Raw genomic sequence first — 23093 nt, 5'->3', positions numbered from 1 at the left:
TATCGACAAAACATGACAAAAGGAGCCCATCCCAAAATGCCTTTTGGAACAGACCCCAAGACTATATTATTTTTCCTTCAAAAAAGTACGATCCTTCAAGAATAAATTCCAGAAGAAAATAAATCCTGGTAATAAAATTGCAATCCCAATTGCGTATAGAATGAGCAGTGCATAGAACGTTTCTGTCGTTGTAAAGCTTGTAAATACAGTTACGTCAGGATAAATAATATAAGGTAAATGCGCGACGCCGTAAGCGTAGCTTGCAAATGCATATTGAGCGACGACAGCTAAAACGGCAATGCGAGGATATCCTAGTGTATTGTACTTTTTGTTTGTCCACCAAAGGGACGAGTATCCGATAACGAATAAAACAATAGAAACTGTAAACCACGGGAATTGCTTTATTAATCCTTGCATAAGCCAATGTGTTTCAGGATCCATTACAACGAGGGCGATGATCGCCGTAACGAGCGTTGCAGGACCAAGGATGATGGCATTTCTTCTATAAATTCTATACGTATCTTCTGAACTTTGTTCTCTCGCAAAATCAGCAAGAAAGAGAGAGGAGAGAAATAGTTCAGACGTTATTCCGAAGAGCATATAGCAATAGATAACCGGGCTAGAAAGAAGTTTTCCATACAAGAGTACTTCTTTTCCTTCAGACATTGTAATATAGGCTCCCTCTGTAACGGGTAAAACGGTAATTAATAGTGCTGGAATTAAGAGACCAGTAATACCTGAAATAACCCGAAGAAGGTACTGATATTTCGGCAAGGAGTAAGCAAACACCATAAATGTACTACGTACTGCAACGAGCACTAAAATTAACATAACTGGTACGAACATTACTGTCGCAAGGGTAAAGGCCGCTTTCGGAAAGAAGCCGAGAAATGCGACAACGACGAAGACGAGAAACGTATTTGTTACTTCCCAAGTTGGTGATAAGTACCGATTCGCAAGTTTGGCAGCGAGCGTTGGATGTTTTGCGTATACCATGCCCCAAAAACCAGCACCAAAATCGATGGACCCTAGTATACTGTATACGAAAATAAGGGCCCATAAGATGATGATTGCAATACTTTCCTCATGCATGAGAATCGCCTCCTTGGTGTTGTAAATCATTCTTTAATGGATGTCTTCTAAAGAATGTACGTAGAACAAAGACTGTTAAAATAGCGAGTCCAATATATAAAATGATGAACAAAACAAATAAAGGACCGACGAAATCAGCGCGTGTAGATGCATCGACGGTACGTTGCATACCATAAATTGTCCATGGTTGACGACCGCTACAACTGAAAATCCAGCCGAATTCAATACCGAGCATCATAATTGGTCCGCATGCAGCAGCCCCCCAAAGTAGCCACTTCGGTAGTTCTGTTCCCTTTTTTCGGTAAACGAAGTACCAATATAAGAGCGCAATTGCTGCAACTGCAAAGGTAAACGCAGCAGTGCCGACCATTAAGTTGAATAGTGTATGTGTATAAAATGGTGGCCATGTTTCTTGTGGGAATTCCTTTAAACCTTTTACGACAGTGCTAGGGTCTAGTCCCACTAATAAGCTAAGCATGTTTGGAATTTCAAGTGCGTAGTTTAGTTCAAGTGTATTAGGATCCACAACTCCGCCAATGGATAGCGGTGCGTGTGATGTCGTTTCAAATAAAGCTTCAGCAGATGCAAGTTTTTCAGGTGAGTGTTTATGTAAGGCAATCGCTGATTCATGTCCTGAAAGCCACATCGTAGCGCCTGTAATAAATGTAACGACAAGCCCTAATAGTAGCCCTTTTTTATGATAAGCAATTTCACGTGTACTTAAATTTTTCTTCAATAATTTAAATCCAGCGATAGAAGCAATGACAGCCGCACCAGTTGCATAAGCCGTAATAACAACATGGAATGCACTTGTGCCAAAACTCGGATTAAAGAAAGCTTTCCACGGATCAACGTTAAAAACAGATCCATCTGGATTCATTGAAAAGCCTGCTGGTGTATTCATCCATGTATTTGCTGATGTAATGAGTACGGCGGATGCCGTGGCACCAAGCATGACGAAAAATAGCGAGATTAATCTCATAAATGGAGGAAGTTTATCAGCTGCATATACGTAAATCGACATGAATAAAGCCTCCAAAAAGAAGGCGAAAATCTCAATTTGGAAGGGAACAGAAATAACTTGCCCAACAATTTTGGCGAAACCAGGCCAAAGAAGTGAGATTTGCACACCAACAATTGTTCCAGTTGGAATTGCTACACCGAGAAGAATAGCAAACGCCTTTGTCCATCTTTTCGCCATAATGGCATAGTCGGAGTCTTTCTTCCAGTGATAGAGTATTTCGCTTATAAAAATCATCAATGAAAGTCCGACGCCAAGTGTTGCAAAGATAATGTGGAATGCTAATGAAGAACCAAAAAATGCTCTTGCTAATGTTACCGTATCCATATGTAAACTCCTCTTCTTTTTTGCCATTATTTTCTGATTGAATTGGAAGATTTATTCAAAAAAACTACCAAAAATATATATGTATTTAAAAAGTGAATATGATAATATAATGTTGTAATATTTTGAATAGAAAGAAATAAATGGTTGGTCATGTTTTGTTTGTTTTTTGCTCAGGAATCTTTTATAATCTTTTATGCGAACATAAGTTCTGTTTTTCGGAATCAAGAAGTTTATGTGAAATGGAGAGGGTGTTTTATGTATCCTGAAGTCATTAAAAAGATGGCATTTTCAAAAGAGCATAGAGATTTATTATTGAAGCTATATAATAAAGAAATTACGCGTCGTGAATATGATCGACTTGTACAATCGCTATATAAACCTTCTAAAGAGGTTTGTGAGGGATAGAAATGGGGGAGACAATCTAATAGATTGTCTTTTTTAAATTTATGTATGTTCTGATAAAATTAAGGTTAGCCTTACTAGGGAGGTGAAAAGATTGCGGAAACGTTTATATATAGGGATTGGAGTTATCTTCTTAATCGCTTTAGGTGGAATTGTATTTTGGTCAGCTTTACAAGGAAACCGTACAGAAAATTTTATTTTAAGACATATGGTGAATGACAATGGAACACTTGCCACGTATCGTTTAGTAGATACTAAGGCAGGTACGGGTGAAGCTAAGGGACGTGAAGCATTATCAGAATCGGCGGGATTATGGTTACAGTATACACTTGATAAAGATGATCAGGCGTTATTTGATGAGCAAGTAAAGGTTATTCAAGATAATTTCATATATAAGAATCATATCGTTTTATGGAAACTCTCTGAAAAGGGAGAGAGGCAGTCAGCTACAAATGCACTTATAGATGATCTTCGTATTATAGAACAATTATATCGTGCTTATGAAATGTATAAGGAAGAGCGTTATAAAAACCTTGCCGATCAATTAAGTGATGCTGTACTTCGTTATAATAAAAAAGATAATTATTATGTTGATTATTATGATGCAGATGCCGGGAAACAAAATAATTTTGTAACAACATCATACATAAATCCGCGTGCATTCTCCTATATGAAGAAGTACGGCAAAGTTTCTGCTCAGCAATATCAGGAAGTCGTTCAATTTTTAGCGGATTATCCAAGGCATGGATGGGCATTCCCAAAAGAGTATAAAGAAGATGGTACATTTACGTACGATAAAGAAGTGAATCTTATTGACCAATCATACGTTGCATATCATCGAAGTTTAGGAGATCTTTCATCAGATGCTTATTTGGAATTTATAAAGAAGAAGTTCCAAGAGGATGGAAAGCTATACGGTCGTTACAATTTAGAAACGGGAAAACAAACTGTGAATTATGAATCGCCGGCCGCGTACGGATTAACGATTTTGTACGTACTACAAACAGGTGATACAAAGTTTGCGAAGGAATTGTATGATCATATGTCCACATTCCGAAATGACAACGTATTTAGTAGATATTACGGTGGATATGTAACAGGTGAAAATAATAATACGCATATTTTTGATAATGTACTACCACTTTTAGCTGAAATGGAATTAAAAAAGAGTGAACAATAAAAGGTGCCACCATATGAGGGTGGCACCTTTTATTTGTTCATATAATTTTACGTTCTAATATTAGAGAAGTAGTCAATCACAAATTCACGGAATTGCTGAGCTGTTTTTGATAAGTAACGTTTTTTTGACCAACTTAATCCGATGGTTCGCTGACAAGTGGGTTCAATAATACGCAACTTGCTTGATGCTAAAGTAGAGTTTTTTAATAAAGTTAAACTTGGAACAAAAGCGATGCCGAGACCTTGCTTAATGAGGTCGCTAATCACGGTCGGTTCATCTACTTCAAAAGCAATATGCGGAGTGAAACCAGCTTCTTTGCAAAATTCATCCGTTAAGTGTCGAAATCCATAGCCAGTGTTCATACTAATAAACGGTTCGTTTTTTACTTCATGCAGGTGGATATTTTTTCGGCCTGATAAACGATGGCCTGAAGGGACGACTAAGAAAATTTCTTCTGTAATAAGTGGTTCCCAAACAATCTCCTCACCTTCAATTGGCACAGAGGAGATACAAAAGTCAATTTCTATATTATCTAGTTGTCGTTTCATAGAAGGAGTGGATGCAAGAAATTGTTGGAATCGAACGTTAGGATGTTCTAGTAAAAAAGAGCCAAGTAGTTCTGGTAATATTCTTGGAATAGAAACGGCCAGTGTAATAGAGCTTTGTTGTAATTCGGCTAAATCTTTAATTTCTCGTTCTCCTTCACTTAATTCATGAAAAATACGTTCTACTCGTTTTAAAAATACTTTTCCGAAAGAATTTAAAGTAATCTGTCGGCCTTGGCGATCAAATAAAGGGACTCCTAAATCCTTTTCGAGTCTAGCAATTGTTTTGCTGAGTGAAGGTTGCGCGATATGCAATTCTTCAGCTGCCTTTGTCATGTGTTCTAGTCGTGCAACTGTCTGAAAGTATTTTAACTGGAGCAGTTCCATTTCGAGTCTCCTTTCTATAGACCAAAAGGAATGAATTAATAATTAAAGATGTATTATACAGTATGTAAAGTGACGTGTATAGTAAATCTGTTAAACCATTCGAAGGGTGTTAAATTAGAAGAGGAGTATGTTTCATGAAGGGAATTAAACTTATATTTAAAGATTGGAAAGCGATGTGGCACCATAAACATGGACGTATCGCTTTAATTTTTTTATTAATCGTTCCGTTAATTTATTCAGGATTCTTTTTAGCTGGATATTGGGATCCGTACGGAAAATTAGATAAATTACCTGTTGCGGTTGTGAATTTAGATAAGGGTGCTGCGATGGATGAAAAAACAATTCATGCAGGAGACGATTTTGTTAAAAATTTAAAAGAGAATAAGGAATTGGCTTTTCATTTCGTATCAGAAAAAAGTGCGGATGAAGGGTTAAAAGAAGATAAATATTATATGGTTGTTACGATTCCGGAAGATTTCTCTAAAAAGGTAAGTACACTTATGGATGAGAAACCAGAGCCAGCAAAGTTGCAGTACAAAGTAAATCCAGGTAAAAACTTTGTAGCGGCTCAAATTGGAACGACAGCTGTTGAAAATATGAAAACAAAAATCTCAAACAGTATTACGAAATCATATACAGAAGGTGTTTTTTCAAAGTTTCAAGATTTGGCACAAGGGTTGAGTGATGCAAGTAATGGTGCTGAGAAGTTACATGAAGGAACGACCGATGCAAAAAATGGAGCGAATCAGCTTGCGAATGGTATTGATCGTTTAAGTGACGGGACATCGAAATTGAAAGAAGGAAGTGACAAGCTTGCGTCTAGCCAATCTGCCTTAACGGGGGGAGCAAATGAGCTGAGTCAAGGAGCGACATCACTTCATAGTGGTATGGAGTTATTAGCACAAGGTGAAAAAACGTTACAATCAGGAGTTAGTGAATTAAGTGCTGGTACAAATGAATGGGTGAGCGGAAGTGAGAAGCTTGCTGAAGGGCAAGTAAAAGCGGATGGGGCGGCCAATAGTGTGAAACAACAATTAGAAGAGTACGTGAAAAATCATCCAGAAGTGCAGCAAGATCCCGCTTTTCAAAAAATTGTTGCTACGTCTAATGGACTAGCTAAAGCAACAAGTACTTTAAATAATAGCCAACAACAATTGACACAAGGTGCGAAGAAGCTAACTGATGGTCAACATAAGATTGAAGAAGGCATGAATGCATTCGGATTTAAGTTAAATGAAGCTACTGCTGGAACGAAAAAGATAGCAGATGGTGCATCGAATTTGGCTGATGGATTTATGAAGTGGGGAAATGGATTTACATCCCTGCAAGAAGGTGTAAATCAGCTTGCGAGTGGTGGAACGGAGCTGAATAACGGTGCTAGTAAATTAACAAATGGACTTGTTAAACTTGATGATGGTGCGAAAGAACTTTCTACGAAATTAGGAGAGGGCGCAGAGAAGATAGCGGATGTTCGTAATGATGATGCACGCAATACGATGTTCTCAGAGCCAGTTCAGTTAGTGAAGTCAACAGTTTCTGACGTTCCTAACTACGGTTCAGGCATTGCACCATATTTCTTATCACTTGCATTTTATGTTGGCGGAATTATGGCATCGAATATTTTACCTCTTGGCCGCAGACAAAACATGAAGGTAAGCGGAACGGTACATTTTATTAATAAACTAGGATTGGTATATTTAATTGGACTCATTCAAGCGCTACTCGTAGATGTAGTTGTGCTAGGTGTTATGAAATTAGAAGTCGCAAGTGTGCCACTCTTTGTTTTATCAAGTATTGTTATTTCCTTTACGTTTATGACATTTATTCTTATGCTAGTAACAGTATTTGGTCTTGTTGGAAAGTTCTTAGCGGTAACGCTTCTTGTCCTGCAATTAGCGACGAGCGGAGGTACTTTCCCAGGAGAATTAAACATAGCTGTTCTTAGCAAAATTGGACAGTTTCTCCCAATGTCTCATTCTCTTAGAGGATTACAAGATGTTATTTCTTTAGGAGATTGGTCGCAATTACAAATGCAAATTTTAATATTGTTATGTTATCTCGTTGTTGCCGGTGGAATTGCTTGGATCACGAGTCATATACAGCATAGAGAAACGAATGTAGAACAAGTTTCTTAAAATGAAATAAGCTATCCGATTTTTTCGGATAGCTTATTTTTTATTTGCGTTCCATTACTGCAAAGTAATTATTTTCATTATCAGCAAAGTTGAATGCTCTACCAGTAGGTAAATCTACAACCTGTCCAACTGTGACATTTTTCTCAGAAAGATCTTTATATAGACGGTCTAAGTCATTTGAGAAGAACATAAGTGAAGGTGTATTAAGGTTTAGTTCAGGTTGCATCTTCGCGATTAACGCTTTATCGTGAAGGACGATGCTTGTTCCTGCTTCTTTCGCCGGTGCAATTTCAATCCAGCGGAATCCGTTTCCGTTATTCTCTTCCGCAATAATTTGGAACCCTACTTTTTCTGTCCAAAATTGTACTGTTTCGTCTTGGTTATTTACATATAGCATAATTTGTCCAACTTGATTAATCATAGGTGTCTCTCGCTTTCTTTTTATATGCGTATCATTATATCAAATATATGGCTTGAATAGTTTTTTATGATTTTTTCGGAATACAACCTTTGTCCATTTCATCTTTGTTGTAGGAGAAGGACCTGTAATCCAAGTATGAAATGGTATTGTGCTACAAATGAACATTGTTGAAATAGAGATAATAGCCGTTAACACAAATAGTAATAGGCTATATAATATAGTATTTTCTTGCAGTGTGAATAAAGAAAGAAACTTTGTGCATAGTTGCAAGAAGAATAAGTGAGCTAAATAAGCACCATACGTGTAATTTCCAATGAAACGTAATGTTTTATATAAGAAACCACGACGCTGTACTATCATAATAGATAACACATACAGTATGATAATTTCGCATACGATATATAAAAACATAGATGGTTTTAAATAGGTAGAAACAGTTAAATGAATAGAGTTTGCTCCGTAAAAACTAAACAACTCATAATTGATGAATAAAAATAAGATGAAAAATAATATTGTTATAAGCGGGATATGTTTCATGACGAATAGACGCCAAGTTTTTAGTGCTACAGCGGCAATGCCGCCCATAACGAAATAGAATGAGTAGAATAGAAATGATCGATCTGTATAATGTAAAATTGTTGAACTTGTTAATTTTTCTCCATTAAAAATATAGTGAGAAGAGAACCACATTAATAGAAAATATAGGCAAGCGAAAAAGGTCATATATTTATATATGTCTTTTTTATTTTCTGTTCGTTTTTGAAACCAATAAAAAAGTGTGCATAGTAAAGGGAACAATAAGTGAATTTGGAACATCATAATAACGTACCAAAGATGGGGCGCGGCTGTTCCGAGTAATAAACTTTTTATTCCGCCTTGTAATGTAATAAGATCATTTGTTGTTAATAAGTAAAGAATAGACCAAAAGAAATAAGGAATGAGTAAGTGTGTCGCTTTTTCAGAAATATATTCTTTATATACTAATTGCTTCGTATAGTGACGAATTAAGTGAAATCCAACGATAAATATGAATGCTGGTGCTGAGAATTTTGCAAGATTAAATAGCATGCCCATAATGAGGGATTGCTCAAGTAAGACATTTCCTTGATTCATTGTATATAATAAGGAACTTTGCAAAACGACAGCGAGAAATGCAATGCTTTGCAAAACTTTAAATTCAGGTGCGCTTTGTGTCATTATTTCCATCTCCTTTTCCATACATGATTATAGTACGGAGAATGGATAATGGATGTGGAATATTTGTGAAGATTGTAACAAATTTGTGGCGATAGAGAATGAGTGGTATCGACTAATCAATAAATAAAGACAAAAAGAGGATGCTTTAAATGAGCATCCTCTTTCTAGCTATTAAGCAAATTTGTTTTTGATCCAATTCTTACCTTCTACAAGGCGAGCTGTCATTACCGCACAAGCGTTATCTGCTGTTACGTTTAACATCGTTGCAGGTGGATCAATGATTGTACTAATTGCTGCGATAATTGGCAGTGCTTCTGGCGGGAAACCGTATAGAGATACGATTAACATTTCACCAATCATACCACCGCCTGGAATAGCACCCATTACTGTTCCTACTAATAAAGAAACAACAAGTGCGATTGCTAATGTTTTCGGTCCTTCGAATTCCATGTTGAAAATACCGAATAAGAAAGCAATTTTTAATACGCCACCTAAAACAGAGCCGTCTTTATGAAGTGTAGAACCAAGAAGGACAACTGTTTCACGAACGTCTGAAGAAATACCCATTTTCTTCGTTGCTTCTAAGTTCGCTGGAATACTTGCGGCACTACTACAAGTTGCAAGTGATGTAACTGTAGGAGATACCATGTTCTTCCAAAATACTTGTACACCTTGCTTGCGACCTGCAAGGTATGCATAGAATGTGAAGAATACAAAGAAATAAATTAGAGAAGCTGGATAGTATACCATTGCCGCTCGGAAGTAAGTTCCAAGAAGTTGTGGTCCGAATTCACCAACTAATGCTGCGAAGTAAGCAGCAAGTCCGATTGGAGCGTAGTACATAATGAAAGATACAACCTTCATTGAAATCTCTGCACCAGCTTGTAGGAATGTAGCGAATGGCTTTCCTTTTTCGCCAACTGCTGAAGTTGCAATCCCCATTAAGATAGAGAAGAAAATAAGAGCTAACATATTTTCACGAGATAGTAACTTCGAGAAGTCAGATACTGTTAAAATACCGACGATTTGATCAGCAACACTAACAGCTTTTCCGGCTTTGTCAGGTTGTGTTAGTTCTAGTACAACACCTTGTGCTGGCGGGAATACTTTCACGACAATAATCATAAAAATAGCAGCTAAAATACTTGTAAATAAGAAAGTCCCAGCCATACTAGACATAATTTTACCAAAACGTTTTAATCCATCCATATTGGCAATAGACGATGCGATGCTAAAGAACACTAGAGGTACAACAATCGTAAACATTAAGTTTAAGAAAATGTCACCAAGCGGCTTTAAAGCAACTGCATCGGCACCCATGAAATAACCAATGAAACCACCAATTAGGATAGAAGATAATAAAATAAGTGGAAAGCGATATGCCTTCATAAATATATCCTCCTATCAATTAAAAAAATCATACTGAATCATTATAGCGAGTTAGAGTCCTCTTTACTAGGAGAATACGGATAAATGGAATAGCGTGAAAACCAAGAAATTTTTGTTTTTAAGCTCGGCATACAGCAGGAAATCTAGACATATATATTTGTAACCTATTGGTGGCAAGGGATGCACCATAACTTAGGTTTAGAAAAAGGGGGAGGGAAGCAGAATGAATATTTTGCTTTGCTGTGCAGCGGGAATGTCTTCCAGTTTGATTGTTACAAAGATGGAGAAAGCAGCAGAGGCAAGAGGGATAGAAGTAAAAATCTGGGCAGTATCAGGTTCTGAAGTGAATAGTCATATTGATAAAGCTGATGTCCTTTTACTTGGACCGCAAGTACGTTATTTATTACCGAAAATGAAAGAATTATGTAAGGATAAAGGGATACCTGTTGATGTTATTCAATCCGTCCATTACGGACTTTGTAATGGGGAAGCTATCTTGCAAGCAGCTTTGTCAATGAAACCATGAGGAGAGTGGGATAGATGATACGGTTTTTAGAGAAGTACGTGATGCCGGTAGCAGGGAAGGTTGCAGAGCAGAGGCATTTGCAAGCAATTCGAGATGGAATTATTTTAACGATGCCTTTCTTAATTATTGGATCGTTTTTCCTCATTATTAGTGCACTGCCGATACCTGGATATAACGAGTTTATGGCAGGTTTGTTTGGTGAGAATTGGCAGAGAGCTTTAGGGTATCCAGTTAGTGCAACTTTTAATATAATGGCTTTAATAGCTGTTTTTGGAATCGCTTACAGGCTTGGAGAGTATTATAAAGTGGATGCTTTAGCATCCGGGGCATTGTCGCTTGTGACGTTTTTACTTGCGACTCCATTTCAAGTTGCATATATTATACCAAGTACAAAAGAGAGTGTACTTGTAGAAGGCGCTATCCCAGCAGCATTAATGGGAAGCCAAGGGTTATTTGTAGCAATGATTATCGCAATTATATCTACTGAACTTTATCGGTTTATTGTACAAAAAAAGATAATTATAAAGATGCCAGAGACAGTTCCACCAGCTGTCACGCGTTCATTTGCCGCACTTGTTCCAGGATTTATTGTTGTAACAGTTATTTGGATTTTACGCTTAATTATAGAAAATACTTCTTTTGGCAGTATCCATAATATCGTAGGACAAATTTTACAGGAACCACTTAGTGTACTTGGTGCTAGTCTTTGGGGCGCAATAATAGCAGTTATTCTTGTTCATGTTCTTTGGTCGTGTGGAATTCATGGTGCTACTATTGTTGGTGGTGTAATGAGCCCCGTTTGGTTGTCTTTAATGGATCAAAACCGAGTTGCTTTTCAAGCTGGGCAAGATGTACCAAATACAATTACGGCACAGTTTTTTGACTTATGGATTTATATGGGCGGTTCTGGTGCAACGCTTGCTCTAGTTGTCGGAATGTTACTATTTGCACGAAGTCAACAATTAAAAAGTTTAGGGAGATTGTCAATTGCACCTGGTATATTTAATATTAATGAGATGGTAACTTTTGGTATGCCGATTGTAATGAACCCACTTTTACTAATTCCATTTATATTAGTTCCAGTTGTGTTAACAATTGTTTCTTACTTTGCAATGGAATGGGGATGGGTCGCACGTCCGAGTGGGGCCGCTGTACCTTGGACGACACCTATTCTTTTTAGTGGATATTTAGGATCGGGCGGGAAAATTTCAGGTGTTATTTTGCAACTTGTTAACTTTGCGCTAGCATTCTTCATTTATTTACCGTTCTTAAAAATATGGGATAAACAAAAACTGGCGGAAGAAAAGGGGGAGTAAAGAACTAAAATGGATACGATAGAGACGAAAGCTTTTCATTTAATCTTGCATGGGGGAAACGCGAGAAGTTGTTCAATGGAAGCAATTGATTGTGCGAAGCGTGGGGAGTTTACAGAAGCTGAAGCTAAATTACAAGAAGCACTAGAGGAATTAAAAGAGGCGCACCGTGTACAAACGGAGCTTATCCAGAAAGAAGCTGGTGGCGAAAAGACCGAAGTTACTCTTTTAATGGTACACGCGCAAGATCATTTAATGAATGCAATTACGGTGAAAGAATTAGCAAGTGAGTTTGTAGAGTTATATAGGAAGATGTCGGTGGATGAATGAACCTTGCTTATGCAAGGTTTTTTTATCTCGAATTAACGGGCAGTAAAACTCTCACTAATTAAAATTTCATTTTATGTATGTGCCTGTACCATCAGTGGAATGTTCATCCCACTGATGGTATTTACAATCCTCCTTTTTTCGGATGAGTAAGAGTTATAATTAATCGGCAGTAACAATTTCTCCTATACCACGAATTAATCTTTTTATATGCATCCGTTCCGGTTTTAATATATTTACGATATAATCAATCGCTATTTGTGGTTCAACGGTTGTACCGCAAGTATAACAGTCAATAGCTGCAAAATTTTGTTCCGGGTAAGTGTGAATGGAAAGATGGCTTTCTGATAATAGCACTAATACAGTAACACCATATGGCTGGAACTCTTTTTTACTTACGTTTAAAACATGGGCACCAGAGTAATCTGCAGCGTTAACTAAATGGTATTCTAAAAAGTGAATATCATCTAATAGGGAAAAATCCACTCCCCACAAATCTACTATTATATGCTTGCCAAAAGTAGAATATTCCATAAGGCAGCACTCCTTACTATAATATCGTCAAAACTCCATTTCTGTTTTGTAACATTGATGTAGGATAAGGTTCGATTCTGAATTTATAAGAGCATGGTTACGTTGTTCTAGATGTTCTTCTTTAAATTGAAATAAAGGAAAAAGAATAGCAGGCAATGTTCGAGGAGTTGGTACTACATATAATTGCTCAATTTGATTGAGTACATGTGCAGAATTAGCAGCAATATGAAATCCCCAGTCAGTTCCGAAAGAAGGAACGATTGTATGATAGCTTTTTACAGTTAATCCAGCGTGTTCAATTGTATTACCGATACTCCAATATACTAGAGGTGCATCAGCAGGTGAATTAGATTGACAGACGAAAGCACCATCTTCTGTTAAGAATGTAGCTATACGAGCAAATAGTTCGCTTGTATATAAAGTACTTAACAACTCTGTCGCTGGGTCTGGAAAATCAATAATGATTACATCGTATAAAGATGAAGGTGAATTTAGAAATTCTTTTGCATCGCATACGTGCACGTTCACGCGATTATCAAAAAAAGCATTTTTGTTTAAAGATACTATTTCTGGAACATTACGTGCCATATTAATCATCGCCTCGTCTAAATCAACAAGGTCTACATGTAGTACAGTTTCATATTTTAAAACTTCTCGCAGGGCAAGGCCATCGCCACCGCCTAATATGAGAACACGTTTTGGATCAATTACTTTTGACATAATTGGATGTACCAGTGCTTCATGATAAATTTGCTCATCGACGGAACTGAATTGTAGTTGCTTGTCCAAATATAAACGGATATCGCTAACTTGTAACAAATTAATATTTTGATAACTACTTTGTTCCACAAATAAATTTGTATGTTCGCCAGCTTGTATTTCCTTTAGAGAAATTTCATCCCATATATCTAAGTTGTGTGAATCTGTGGGTACTATGACTACATTTTCCGATTGTACTGGATTGTCTTGCTTGTCCTGCTTATCTTCTACCTCCTGCTGTTCAAGTTCAAATTTGTCAGAGTCTAATTCAGAACGCTTTTCTTTTTTATAGCTTGCAATTCTATAAATCTTTATTTTGCTTTGTTTTCTATGTTTTGGCATAGGAATCCCCTTTAGAATTGTGTTATTTTATTCTACTCTATGTAATTTAATAGAGTTTGATTGGACAAAGGATGATTGGATGTGTATGTATTATTTTTTGTGTAGTCTTTAATTAATTTAGCCGTAGTAGTGTGTCATTATTAAACACACTGCTATTTTTTTACAACACAGAAGCGTATAAGTATTAAAACACTAGTTAATAAAGCTTAAATAAGCCTATTAGGATGAGGAGGAGGTAAAATTGGCATACTAATTGCTTATGTAAATATTAGAAATTCTGAATTGGTGTTAAATGTAAAAAAATAAAAAAATATATTGAAAAAATGTAATTATGTGCTAAAATTGTAAATGTAAGTAAAATAAAAAGCGGAAAGGAGGAGAAAATCATGTCATCAAATTTAAAAGATTTTGATTTAAATGTAAAAGTAAGTAAAGAAAGTGCACAAGCAGGCGGGAATTTGTATATTACGCCAGCGACACCAGCGATCGTTACAGGAATTGCAGCGGGTCTAACAAGTGTAGGTTCAAATGGAACAGAAGATGGGAAATGTAGTATGAGAAGATGCTAGTTATTAAGAGTAAATAGTGGATTTAGAAGTGGAATAAAATCTTATTACTCGTATAGTTAGAAGGAAAAATATTTAGATAAAAATGAAAGTGCTTACAAAACAAAGGGGGAGAAAATTATGTCATCAAATTTAAAAGATTTTGATTTAAATGTAAAAGTAAGTAAAGAAAGTGCACAAGCAGGCGGGAATTTGTATATTACGCCAGCGACACCAGCGATCGTTACAGGAATTGCAGCGGGTCTAACAAGTGTAGGTTCAAATGGAACAGAAGATGGAAAATGCAGTATGAGAAGATGCTAGTTATTAAGAGTAAATAGTGGATTTAGAAGTGGAATAAAATCTTATTACTCGTATAGTTAGAAGGAAAAATATTTAGATAAAAATGAAAGTGCTTACAAAACAAAGGGGGAGAAAATTATGTCATCAAATTTAAAAGATTTTGATTTAAATGTAAAAGTAAGTAAAGAAAGTGCACAAGCAGGCGGGAATTTGTATATTACGCCAGCGACACCAGCGATCGTTACAGGAATTGCAGCGGGTCTAACAAGTGTAGGTTCAAATGGAACAGAAGATGGAAAATGCAGTATGAGAAGATGCTAACAATTGGAATTCATATAATATCGTAAGGTGATTTTAATTAAATTAAAATAAGAATTGTTTATGTGTTAGTTAATAAAGGGCTCATCAGAATGGGCCCTTTACTATCAGTGTTAAAGTGAGGATTAGAAAAATAAAACACTTATTTTAACTTTTCTATTCTGACTTTTTCATTGGTGGCTCAAATGAAAAATAGTAAAACAATTTTATTAATTTAAATGAGGTGTATCATATGTCTAGTAAGGAAAAAAAATATAAATGTCATCCGTTTTTTGCTTTTCGTACGCCGTTAAATCCATTCAATGATTATTTTGATTTAATAGAAACTAACAAAGATAAGACCGAATATTTTCTGAATGATGTATTTTTAAATGATAAAAGATTTCAGGAGAGTATTTTAATATCATCTAAATCTTTATATCAATCTTTAGTGGAAAGTAAGTTTAAATATAATGATAAGCAGCTTAGCTCATTGCTGAAATATTATATAAGAGACGCAACTCGGACAACACCCTATGGATTATCAGCAGGTATTAGTAAAGGGACATTTTCCAAGAGAGAAATGTTAAATGTTGGAGAAAACTCTAGCGTTAAAAAAATAGCTCGACCGGATATGGAATGGTTATTTAAGGTCATAAAAAAATCTGAAGATGTTATAGGGTTAGACTTAAAAGTAAAGATTAATAATACAATACTAAATCAAGGTTATAAAAAATTAAATACGTGGACTACGTATTTTCAGAAATCCACTGAGGAAACGAAAAAAATAAATAGGGAGGTTAGTATAGATAAGACTAAGGCTGTTCAAATGGTATTTGATAATGCAATGGAATTTATTTCGGTAAGAGAATTAATACAAAAATTAGAAGCATGTTATGAAGATGTTCCTAAGGAAATTTTCACAGGTTTTATAAACAGTTTAATAGATAAAGAATTTCTTATAAGTAATTTAAGGACTAGTTTGGTACATAGTGAACAATTTGATATTTTTGTTAAGAAATTAAATGAATATAAAGTTAGTGAAAATTATTTTACTCAATTAATTGAAGTGAAAAATCAAATAGAAGAATATAATCAATTGGATATTGGGGACGGAATTGATTGTTATCAAAAAATATTAAAAAAGATGGAATGTATGGAGGAATGCAAAAATTATTTACAAGTCGATATGTATAACAATGAGAATCAAATTTCTCTGAATTATAAAATGAAGGACCAGGTTGAAGATTTAGTAGGTTTTTTATCCACGTTTGCTGACTTTAGTTTATATAATTATATAGAAAAATACAAATTGAAATTTTTGGAGAAGTATGGATATAGAGAGGTACGATTACTTGAGGTAATTGATGAAGTATCTGGAATTGGTATGCCAGAAATTGATAATAATTACTATGAACCATATATAGAATTCATGAGTAATGAAAAAGAGCTTAAAGAATATATGCTCAATGAATTTGTTGATTGCATAGAGAATAAAGGAAATGAAATTCGAATTTCGGAAAAATTTATAGAGCGCTATAAAAAAAATAATGATGTAAACGGAAAAAATTTGCCAAGATCTACAGAAATTGCCCTTTTCCCTGTGAAGGATGTGGAAGACAAATATATAGTGAGCCCTCTATTTGGGAGTACGGTAGCTGGAGAATCTCTAGGGAGATTTATAAATTTATTTGCAGATAAAAAAAGTATGCTTAATCAATTAAAAAAAGCCGATGTTCCTGATGGTGAAATAGAAGTAGAAGTAACATATATTCCTCAAAAAGGTCGATTAGGTAATGTTTTAATTTGTGAAACTTTCCGAGATTATATTTTGGAGTTCGGTACTAGTGGTGTACCCTTAGGGAAAGAAACCTTTGATTTAGATGATATATATGTAAGTATTTATGAAGATCAATTCTATTTCAGGTCATTAAAATTAAATAAAAAAGTAACGTTTAATATAAATAATAAGGTTAATAGATATTTAAGCCCACCACTGCTAAGATTTCTTATTGATGTAAGTAAGACAAGAAATAAAAATATGTTTACCTTTTTTAATGCTTTAGACAAAATTTCGAGTCAATATATAAGATTCCCTAGAATCTCATATAAAAATTTTATATTAAGTCCAGCTGAATGGCTTCTTGATTCTGTAGTATTTAAGAAAAATAATAAATTGATTAATAGAAGTGAATTCTATAATAAGTTAAAAGAATATAGGGAGAAACATTCGATACCTTGTATTGTATTTGCACAAGAGGGGGATCAAAGATTATTGCTTAATTTAGAAGATAAAGCCCATTGTGATTTATTGTACTCTTTATATAAAAAAAATGAAAAAATAAGATTAGTTGAGAATAATTTTAAAGCTGAAAATTTATTAATTGAAGATAATAGAGGAAATAGTTATTTAAGTGAATTTGTATTCTTTTTGGAAAGAAACACTTCAATAGATTCAGAGATTATTGAAGAAGCTGTCTGTTTAACAAAGGATCAAGATATTGTGGAAAGAAACTTTTTCCCCTTCTCGAAATGGTTGTATTTAAAACTCTATGTTCATCCCGATTTGGAAGATGAAATTATTTCTAAGTATATTTCTAAGTTTACTAATGACATGCTGGCTTCAAATCTAGCGCAAAAGTTTTTCTTTATTCGATATAAAGATTCTCGAAAACATTTGAGAATACGTTTTGAATTAAATGAAGGCGTTGATATGAATAACCTGCTAAAAAAGGTGTCTTTATTTGCTAAAGAACTTAAAAGTTTAGGCGTAATGGAGAATTTTAGTTTTGATAGTTATGAAAGAGAAATAGAGCGTTATGGTGGAGAGAATTGTATCGAATTAGCTGAAGAGTTTTTCTATTATGACAGTATGGTTGTAATGGATATTCTAAAGAAGATGGAATTAAAAGATATAGCTTTTGATAAGTTTAAAATTATAGTTATATCAATCTGTAAGTTGATGCATGATGCTGGAATTCCACTCGAAAAACAATTCGAGATATTAGATTCAGTAGTGGATAAAAATGCTTATAAGGATGAATTTAGACCTGTAAGAAAAGAGTACATGAATTTACTAAATTCAAGCGAAGAATGGAAAAGTTTAAAGGAAAGCGAAGAAGGTTGCCAATTATTAAATATTCTAGAACAAAGAAGGGCAGCAATAAAAAGATTATGGGATCAAATTGAACGTGATGAAGCAAAAGAACAACTAGCTAATACCAAAAGAAGGATTATGTTAAGTTTAATTCATATGCACTTTAATAGATTCTTCGGAATTAATAGGGAAGAGGAGAATAAAGGGACTGCTCTAGTTAGGCATTCTTTAAGTTCTATTCTAAATTATAGGAAAGCGCAGGGGAAAAATCTTGCGAACAAAATTTAAGGCCAAAGAGATATTTAATTCATTAAAGAATATTATCGATGTTATAAATTTAGTTTTAAAGTTTAAAAAAAAATATTTGATTATTAATATTTTTTTAGTAATTGTAATGGGCTTTTTACCTTTCATTAGTTTGATAAATACACAAACAATAATGAATACTATTCAATCTGGTGGCTCATTTAAAATCATTATTATTAGTATGGCAGTATTCGTATTAGTAGAAGTAATCAGTGAGATTATAACTTCCTTAAACAGTTACTATTCAACTGTGTATAGTGATTATTTAGCTTACGAATTGAATTTAGAGGTCTTAAATAAAACAAAACAACTTAATTTAAAGGAATTCGAAAATCCTAGAATATACGATCTGATGCAAAGAGCAGAACAAGAGGCGGGATTGAGGCCATTTAAGATATTAACCTCCCTTTTATCATTATTTTCAGCTTTTATTAAGTTATTTATGTCAATATCTATTCTTGCAATATGGCATTGGTGGATTTTGTTAATCGTGTTAGTTCTTCCAATTATATCAAGTATATATTTCTTTAAAATTGGTAAGGAAGAATTTTTAGTACATTATAATCGTACAAAATACGAAAGAAAAACATGGTATATAGCGCATTTGTTAACTAAAGATGTATTTATTAAAGAGGTAAAATCTTTAGGGTTATCTAACTTTTTGATATCAAAGTTCAAGGAGATTAGATATAAATTCTTGTTAGAAAATAAATTATTAGCAAAAAGAAGAGGAATATTCACGTTTATTTTCCAAATATTGAATATACTATTCACGAATTTTGTTGTTTTACTTGCCATATTTGAATCTTTTCTCGGGAAGATTTTAATAGGTAATTTAATGACTTACATTAGAACAACATCTATGGTAGAAGAAAATATGAAATTAATTATTAATCAATTTTATTCACTTCATCAAGATAGCTTATATGCATCGCAATTGATAAGCTTTTTGAAATACAAAAATGATGATGAGAAAAAGTGTGAAAATAAAATAATTATAGATGAGATTAAGAAAATTGAGTTAGTAGATGTGTCATACAAATATGCAGGAGCGAATTTTTATGCTTTAAAGGATATAAACTTGATTATTCACAAAGGGGATAAAGTTGCTTTAGTGGGTCAAAATGGTTCGGGTAAAACAACGTTAATCAAAATACTTATGAATTTATATACCGATTACACAGGAAGTATATATATTAATGATATTAATATTAAAGAAATTAATGTAGAAAAATTAAAAGAAAAGATGTCAGTGGTTTTTCAGGACTTTAATGAATACCAGTTCCAAATTAAAGATAATATAGGATTTGGTAATTTGAATCAAATTGGGAACAAAGAGTTGATATTGAAGGCAAGTAAAAACGCTGATGCACATGCTTTTATAGAGAAACTTCCACATAAGTACGAGCAACAAGTGGGACAATGGTTTGAAGATGGCATGCAGTTATCTGGTGGTCAATGGCAAAAATTAGCTATTTCAAGAGCTTTCATGAGAGAAGCAGACTTTTTTATCCTAGATGAACCAACAGCGGCATTAGATCCAATATCAGAATTTAATTTATTCAAAAATTTTTCAGATTTAACAAGAGATAAGATAGGTATATTTATTACACATCGATTTATTAACGCAAAATTTACTAGCAAAATAATTGTTTTAGAAAATGGAGAGGTTATTGAAAATGGTACACATGAATCTTTAATGGAACAGAATGGTCAGTATGCAATGTTATATAATTTACAACTTGGAAAGGTAGTTAATACTTAGATTTTTAGTAAGTATAGGAGAGCTATGAACAATATTATTTGAGTATTTAAATGGGAAAAGAGGGGATTAAATTGAAAAAGATACTTTTTTTTACACATAAGCATGTAAGCCACATAAATCCAATTCTTCCTGTTATAAGGAGATTAAAGCGAGAAGGATATGAATTATACTGTATATCTGTTTTAGAGCATAAGGAGAAAATTGTAAATGCAGGGGCGGAATTTATTGAATATCCAAAGGACTTTTATGAAACTAGATATGAACGAGAAAAAATGATTTTAGATGAGAAGAATGCAGTAGATTTGACTGGAAAAAAGGACTTGACGTTATTTAGATACCTCTTAGTCAAGGATATAATGAGCGTATATAATTATGATATTAATGATAACATGAATATTTTAGATATTTTAAAGGAACTTAAACCAGACGTTATTTTTAGAGATGCAGTTGATATAGTTGGTAAAGAAATAGCTAGATTGTTGAATATTCCGTGCGTTGGTTATATTACAAATAATCTTTATTCAAAAAGGTTATTCGATAAAAATCCTAATTATTATTATTCACACTTTTTAAAAACTATAGAATGGGAAGAAGGAATCCTTGAGAATGAATATAAAAATGTTTATTCTAATGCAACTCAGATATATGCAGATGTAGCAAAAGAATTCAATACATTCCAGATTCCAGCATATAATCAGTTTGATCCAGATGAAAGATATAATGTCATTTTTTCAACAGATTTTCTTCAGCCTAAAGAGTTGAATGTTAATAATAAATATATTATTGTTCCACCTAGTTTAAATAACCTTCGTGAAGAGGTAATAGGTGAAGAAGAAAAAGAATTAATACAATTTTTAAAAGGAGATCAAAAGGTAGTATATGTTGCTACGGGTTCCTTTCTTACGGCACCAGATGAATATTATTTAGGGATTATAGAAGCATTTAAAAATACAGAATATAAACTTTTGATTTCCTGGAATAAAAATGAGGATGAGATTAAGGGGTTTTTAGGAAAAGAATATTTCATGAAAAATTTAATGATTCGGAGATATGTACCACAAAAATATGTGTTAAAACATTCAGATGTATTTATATCTACCGGAGGATTTAATAGTATCTTGGAATCAATATACCATCAGGTTCCTATATTGGTAGTTCCCATTTCAGCTGAACAAACTTTAAATGGATTATTAATAGAAGAATTAGGCCTAGGATGGACCATTTATAAAAGGCGTGAAAACTATATTACTACAGGTGAAATGCTACTAGATTTATTGAATAATGATAAGTATAAAAAAAATATGAATTTATATAAAAATAAATTATGCGAGACAAATTCCGAGCAGATGTTAAACAAAGTTGTTGATATGTTAAGGAATATATGAGTAAGCAGTTTATATGTCCATAATTAAAAGTACTTAACTTGAAAGAGGGTAGTTATGAGGGTTTCTGTTGATATAAAGCAATATATAGATTTTGAAAAGAAATTAAATCACGATTATATAAAGAATAAGCATACGAATATACCAAAAGAAGGGGTATTCAATAAAGTGCAGTTTATATTAGATTATGCATTATTTAGTGGTTATTTAGGCATTACTATGGAAGAAAAATCTTTACAAGAAAAGTATATGACAAGATCGGAAGAGCTTTTAAAAGACATTAATTTATTAATTAAGGACATTAATCTGGGGCCATCGGCATGGTATGGTTTTGCTAGAATTGGTTATTTAGCTAATTTATTATCTAATAAAGGAGAAAATTTCGGTAAATTTATCGGACAAGTTAATGAAGTGGTTTTACAACAAACAACTATAATGTTAGATCATTATGAGAAAGAGAATAGCGTTACAGTTAGGCATTATGATTTATTCCATGGATTGAGTGGTATAGGGAGATATTTAATAAAATATAAAGAAGATAAAGCTGTTCAGTGCGTACTGAGAAGATTAATTAAATATTTAGTCCGACTTTGCCAGGGGTTAGAAATAAAAAATGTAAATTTAAATCATTATTATATTTCAGGAGAAAATATTATAAACCTTGATGATAAGAACGAATTACCACATGGTTATTTAGATCTTGGTTTGGCACACGGAATTGCAGCTCCTTTATGTTTTTTGTCAATTTCTATATTAGAGGAAGTTGTAGTTCAAGGACAAAAAGAAGCCATTAAGAGCCTTATGAGCATATATAAAACTTTTCAAATTGAAGAGGATGGATTGGTGAGATGGCCTAAAATAATCACATTTAATGAAGATGGAGAGTTAATAAAATCTTCCGGTTATAATATAAGACCGAGTTGGTGCTATGGAGAATTAGGGATTGCTCGTTCACTTTATATTGCTTCGAAGGCTATTGAAGATAAAGCAACAGAAGAATTTTCGAAGCGATTGGTATTAGGTTTAACTGAAAAGAAAATAGAAAAATTGGGATTTAATTGCCCGACACTTTGTCATGGTTATGCCGGAGCTTTTCATATTTTAAATTTATTTTATAAAGATACAGGGATTATAATTTTTGATGAGTATTCAAAAAAAATTATGAGCAAGATAGAGTCCTATAGAAATCAAGATAGCATTTATTTATATAAGAAATATGATTTTGTTGAAGAATTAGGAGACGTACAAGAAATAAATTCACTTTCAATATTGGAAGGAACGATGTCTATATTAATGTCGAAACTGTCATATGAAAATGATATAGAAAATGATGTATTTTCGCAAATGCTAATGTTGAAATAAGAATTCTATAAAAAATAATTAATAAATAAAATAAGACATGTTTTCCTAGTAATTTTAATAGGTAAACGTGTTTTATTTTATTTATTAACAACACAGTGTGCTCGAATTTATTGGATTAATAACACACTGGATAGATTAC

General features: G+C 33.6%; 21 protein-coding genes. 13 read left to right on the top strand and 8 right to left on the bottom strand.

The window, feature by feature from the left end:
• Positions 1 to 66 precede the first annotated feature (66 nt).
• Entirely contained in the window at positions 67 to 1092 is a 1026-nt protein-coding gene (locus tag AC3EMB_RS25910) for a cytochrome d ubiquinol oxidase subunit II (protein WP_000544183.1), read from the bottom strand.
• Positions 1085 to 2440, bottom strand: a complete 1356-nt coding sequence (gene cydA / locus AC3EMB_RS25905) for a cytochrome ubiquinol oxidase subunit I (RefSeq protein WP_097961029.1) — start codon at positions 2438 to 2440, stop codon at positions 1085 to 1087. The genes AC3EMB_RS25910 and cydA overlap by 8 nt, the downstream gene beginning before the upstream one ends.
• Before the next feature lie 255 nt (positions 2441 to 2695).
• Here cydA and AC3EMB_RS25900 point away from each other — a divergent pair, with 255 nt between their 5' ends.
• Together AC3EMB_RS25900 and AC3EMB_RS25895 are read left to right on the top strand one after the other, a co-directional pair.
• The gene (locus tag AC3EMB_RS25900) at positions 2696 to 2845 is read left to right on the top strand and encodes a hypothetical protein (protein ID WP_000283179.1); all 150 of its coding nucleotides are present in this window, start codon (positions 2696 to 2698) and stop codon (positions 2843 to 2845) included.
• Positions 2846 to 2936: 91 nt separating this feature from the next.
• The gene (locus AC3EMB_RS25895) at positions 2937 to 4022 is read left to right on the top strand and encodes a transcriptional regulator (protein ID WP_141240964.1); all 1086 of its coding nucleotides are present in this window, start codon (positions 2937 to 2939) and stop codon (positions 4020 to 4022) included.
• A 47-nt stretch (positions 4023 to 4069) separates the two neighbouring features.
• On the opposite strand, the gene AC3EMB_RS25890 is transcribed toward AC3EMB_RS25895, so the two are convergent.
• Positions 4070 to 4954, bottom strand: coding sequence for a LysR family transcriptional regulator (locus AC3EMB_RS25890; RefSeq protein ID WP_322360297.1), 885 nt, complete (start codon positions 4952 to 4954; stop codon positions 4070 to 4072).
• Between the two features lie 134 nt (positions 4955 to 5088).
• Here AC3EMB_RS25890 and AC3EMB_RS25885 point away from each other — a divergent pair, with 134 nt between their 5' ends.
• The gene (locus AC3EMB_RS25885) at positions 5089 to 7089 is read left to right on the top strand and encodes a YhgE/Pip family protein (RefSeq protein ID WP_488517359.1); all 2001 of its coding nucleotides are present in this window, start codon (positions 5089 to 5091) and stop codon (positions 7087 to 7089) included.
• 40 nt (positions 7090 to 7129) lie between these two features.
• Here the strand turns inward: AC3EMB_RS25885 and AC3EMB_RS25880 are convergent, their stop codons facing one another.
• The 3 genes from AC3EMB_RS25880 to AC3EMB_RS25870 all read right to left on the bottom strand — a co-directional run bounded on the left by AC3EMB_RS25880 (position 7130) and on the right by AC3EMB_RS25870 (position 10096).
• Positions 7130 to 7510, bottom strand: a complete 381-nt coding sequence (locus AC3EMB_RS25880; RefSeq protein WP_000610162.1) for a VOC family protein — start codon at positions 7508 to 7510, stop codon at positions 7130 to 7132.
• Between the two features lie 39 nt (positions 7511 to 7549).
• Positions 7550 to 8707 carry an acyltransferase gene (locus AC3EMB_RS25875; RefSeq protein WP_095689992.1) on the bottom strand — a complete coding sequence of 386 codons (1158 nt, stop codon included), beginning with the start codon at positions 8705 to 8707 and terminating at the stop codon, positions 7550 to 7552.
• A gap of 171 nt (positions 8708 to 8878) precedes the next feature.
• The gene (locus AC3EMB_RS25870; RefSeq protein ID WP_000649376.1) at positions 8879 to 10096 is read right to left on the bottom strand and encodes a dicarboxylate/amino acid:cation symporter; all 1218 of its coding nucleotides are present in this window, start codon (positions 10094 to 10096) and stop codon (positions 8879 to 8881) included.
• A 223-nt stretch (positions 10097 to 10319) separates the two neighbouring features.
• Between AC3EMB_RS25870 and AC3EMB_RS25865 the strand changes: the two genes are divergently transcribed.
• The 3 genes from AC3EMB_RS25865 to AC3EMB_RS25855 are packed head-to-tail and all read left to right on the top strand — an operon-like array spanning position 10320 to position 12265.
• The gene (locus tag AC3EMB_RS25865) at positions 10320 to 10622 is read left to right on the top strand and encodes a PTS sugar transporter subunit IIB (protein WP_001023543.1); all 303 of its coding nucleotides are present in this window, start codon (positions 10320 to 10322) and stop codon (positions 10620 to 10622) included.
• Positions 10623 to 10636: 14 nt separating this feature from the next.
• Positions 10637 to 11938, top strand: coding sequence for a PTS cellobiose transporter subunit IIC (gene celB / locus AC3EMB_RS25860; RefSeq protein WP_488517358.1), 1302 nt, complete (start codon positions 10637 to 10639; stop codon positions 11936 to 11938).
• 9 nt (positions 11939 to 11947) lie between these two features.
• The gene (locus tag AC3EMB_RS25855) at positions 11948 to 12265 is read left to right on the top strand and encodes a PTS sugar transporter subunit IIA (protein WP_000379645.1); all 318 of its coding nucleotides are present in this window, start codon (positions 11948 to 11950) and stop codon (positions 12263 to 12265) included.
• Positions 12266 to 12424: 159 nt separating this feature from the next.
• Here the strand turns inward: AC3EMB_RS25855 and speD are convergent, their stop codons facing one another.
• Complete coding sequence (gene speD / locus AC3EMB_RS25850; RefSeq protein WP_000456817.1) at positions 12425 to 12796, bottom strand: adenosylmethionine decarboxylase; 372 nt, start codon at positions 12794 to 12796, stop codon at positions 12425 to 12427.
• A 27-nt stretch (positions 12797 to 12823) separates the two neighbouring features.
• Positions 12824 to 13897: a polyamine aminopropyltransferase gene (locus AC3EMB_RS25845; protein WP_488517357.1), complete on the bottom strand. Its 1074-nt coding sequence runs from the start codon at positions 13895 to 13897 to the stop codon at positions 12824 to 12826.
• Positions 13898 to 14283: 386 nt separating this feature from the next.
• On the opposite strand from AC3EMB_RS25845, the gene AC3EMB_RS25840 reads away from it, so the two are divergent.
• From AC3EMB_RS25840 to AC3EMB_RS25810, 7 genes are all read left to right on the top strand, one after another.
• A complete protein-coding gene (locus AC3EMB_RS25840) occupies positions 14284 to 14466 on the top strand; it encodes a hypothetical protein (protein WP_488517356.1) in 183 nt (60 codons plus the stop codon).
• A 117-nt stretch (positions 14467 to 14583) separates the two neighbouring features.
• Positions 14584 to 14766: a hypothetical protein gene (locus tag AC3EMB_RS25835; protein ID WP_488517356.1), complete on the top strand. Its 183-nt coding sequence runs from the start codon at positions 14584 to 14586 to the stop codon at positions 14764 to 14766.
• Positions 14767 to 14883: 117 nt separating this feature from the next.
• Entirely contained in the window at positions 14884 to 15066 is a 183-nt protein-coding gene (locus tag AC3EMB_RS25830; RefSeq protein WP_488517356.1) for a hypothetical protein, read from the top strand.
• A gap of 229 nt (positions 15067 to 15295) precedes the next feature.
• Positions 15296 to 18427: a lantibiotic dehydratase gene (locus AC3EMB_RS25825; protein ID WP_488517355.1), complete on the top strand. Its 3132-nt coding sequence runs from the start codon at positions 15296 to 15298 to the stop codon at positions 18425 to 18427.
• The gene (locus AC3EMB_RS25820) at positions 18411 to 20210 is read left to right on the top strand and encodes an ABC transporter ATP-binding protein (RefSeq protein ID WP_488517354.1); all 1800 of its coding nucleotides are present in this window, start codon (positions 18411 to 18413) and stop codon (positions 20208 to 20210) included. Before AC3EMB_RS25825 ends, AC3EMB_RS25820 begins: the two co-directional genes overlap by 17 nt.
• A 71-nt stretch (positions 20211 to 20281) precedes the next feature.
• Positions 20282 to 21595, top strand: coding sequence for a glycosyltransferase (locus AC3EMB_RS25815; RefSeq protein WP_488517353.1), 1314 nt, complete (start codon positions 20282 to 20284; stop codon positions 21593 to 21595).
• 54 nt (positions 21596 to 21649) lie between these two features.
• The gene (locus tag AC3EMB_RS25810) at positions 21650 to 22954 is read left to right on the top strand and encodes a lanthionine synthetase C family protein (protein WP_488517352.1); all 1305 of its coding nucleotides are present in this window, start codon (positions 21650 to 21652) and stop codon (positions 22952 to 22954) included.
• Positions 22955 to 23093: the final 139 nt, after the last annotated feature.

The sequence above is a fragment of the Bacillus sp. LQ16 genome (genome assembly GCF_057784645.1).
This window is presented reverse-complemented; position numbering and strand designations above follow the sequence as displayed.

What these genes read in the sequence shown, in the direction of transcription:
- AC3EMB_RS25880 (WP_000610162.1), bottom strand. Translation starts at nt 7,510, where the DNA reads ATGATTAATCAAGTTGGACAAATTATGCTATATGTAAATAACCAAGAC.
- speD (WP_000456817.1), bottom strand. Translation starts at nt 12,796, where the DNA reads ATGGAATATTCTACTTTTGGCAAGCATATAATAGTAGATTTGTGGGGA.
- AC3EMB_RS25855 (WP_000379645.1), top strand. Translation starts at nt 11,948, where the DNA reads ATGGATACGATAGAGACGAAAGCTTTTCATTTAATCTTGCATGGGGGA.
- AC3EMB_RS25870 (WP_000649376.1), bottom strand. Translation starts at nt 10,096, where the DNA reads ATGAAGGCATATCGCTTTCCACTTATTTTATTATCTTCTATCCTAATT.
- AC3EMB_RS25840 (WP_488517356.1), top strand. Translation starts at nt 14,284, where the DNA reads ATGTCATCAAATTTAAAAGATTTTGATTTAAATGTAAAAGTAAGTAAA.
- AC3EMB_RS25810 (WP_488517352.1), top strand. Translation starts at nt 21,650, where the DNA reads ATGAGGGTTTCTGTTGATATAAAGCAATATATAGATTTTGAAAAGAAA.
- AC3EMB_RS25830 (WP_488517356.1), top strand. Translation starts at nt 14,884, where the DNA reads ATGTCATCAAATTTAAAAGATTTTGATTTAAATGTAAAAGTAAGTAAA.
- AC3EMB_RS25825 (WP_488517355.1), top strand. Translation starts at nt 15,296, where the DNA reads ATGTCTAGTAAGGAAAAAAAATATAAATGTCATCCGTTTTTTGCTTTT.
- AC3EMB_RS25865 (WP_001023543.1), top strand. Translation starts at nt 10,320, where the DNA reads ATGAATATTTTGCTTTGCTGTGCAGCGGGAATGTCTTCCAGTTTGATT.
- AC3EMB_RS25875 (WP_095689992.1), bottom strand. Translation starts at nt 8,707, where the DNA reads ATGACACAAAGCGCACCTGAATTTAAAGTTTTGCAAAGCATTGCATTT.
- AC3EMB_RS25890 (WP_322360297.1), bottom strand. Translation starts at nt 4,954, where the DNA reads ATGGAACTGCTCCAGTTAAAATACTTTCAGACAGTTGCACGACTAGAA.
- celB (WP_488517358.1), top strand. Translation starts at nt 10,637, where the DNA reads ATGATACGGTTTTTAGAGAAGTACGTGATGCCGGTAGCAGGGAAGGTT.
- AC3EMB_RS25885 (WP_488517359.1), top strand. Translation starts at nt 5,089, where the DNA reads ATGAAGGGAATTAAACTTATATTTAAAGATTGGAAAGCGATGTGGCAC.
- cydA (WP_097961029.1), bottom strand. Translation starts at nt 2,440, where the DNA reads ATGGATACGGTAACATTAGCAAGAGCATTTTTTGGTTCTTCATTAGCA.
- AC3EMB_RS25835 (WP_488517356.1), top strand. Translation starts at nt 14,584, where the DNA reads ATGTCATCAAATTTAAAAGATTTTGATTTAAATGTAAAAGTAAGTAAA.
- AC3EMB_RS25845 (WP_488517357.1), bottom strand. Translation starts at nt 13,897, where the DNA reads ATGCCAAAACATAGAAAACAAAGCAAAATAAAGATTTATAGAATTGCA.
- AC3EMB_RS25910 (WP_000544183.1), bottom strand. Translation starts at nt 1,092, where the DNA reads ATGCATGAGGAAAGTATTGCAATCATCATCTTATGGGCCCTTATTTTC.
- AC3EMB_RS25900 (WP_000283179.1), top strand. Translation starts at nt 2,696, where the DNA reads ATGTATCCTGAAGTCATTAAAAAGATGGCATTTTCAAAAGAGCATAGA.